This window comes from Heyndrickxia camelliae, from assembly GCF_002844575.1.
Lineage (GTDB): Bacteria > Bacillota > Bacilli > Bacillales > Bacillaceae_C > Margalitia > Margalitia camelliae.
On record NZ_PIQO01000080.1, the window covers coordinates 1 to 307 of the forward strand.

General features: G+C 41.0%; 1 protein-coding gene. It reads left to right on the top strand.

What is annotated here, in order from left to right; translation table 11 throughout:
- On the top strand, positions 1–307 hold a 307-nt coding region (locus CWO92_RS25000; RefSeq protein ID WP_133120625.1), incomplete at both ends, for an isopeptide-forming domain-containing fimbrial protein.

Sequence of the window (307 nt, forward strand, 5' to 3'; positions counted from 1 at the left end):
AATCCAGTATTAGAGTCGGAAAAAACAGCAAGAAATCTGGAAACTGGTAAGGATACCTTTGAAGTGGGTGACACGGTTGTGTATACCATTAAAACCCGTAACCAAGTGTCCGATGGCGTTGTTCGAAACTTAACAATCGCAGACAAACTTCCAGCTGGGATGGAGTATTTAATTGGCAGTATGAAAGTAGATGGAAATTCTGTTACGGATCTTAAGGATTTTGACAAAGGTTATGTTGAAAACGGTACAGTCACAGGAGTATTCGGTGATGTGACCGATACGGCATGGCATACAGTAGAATTTCAAG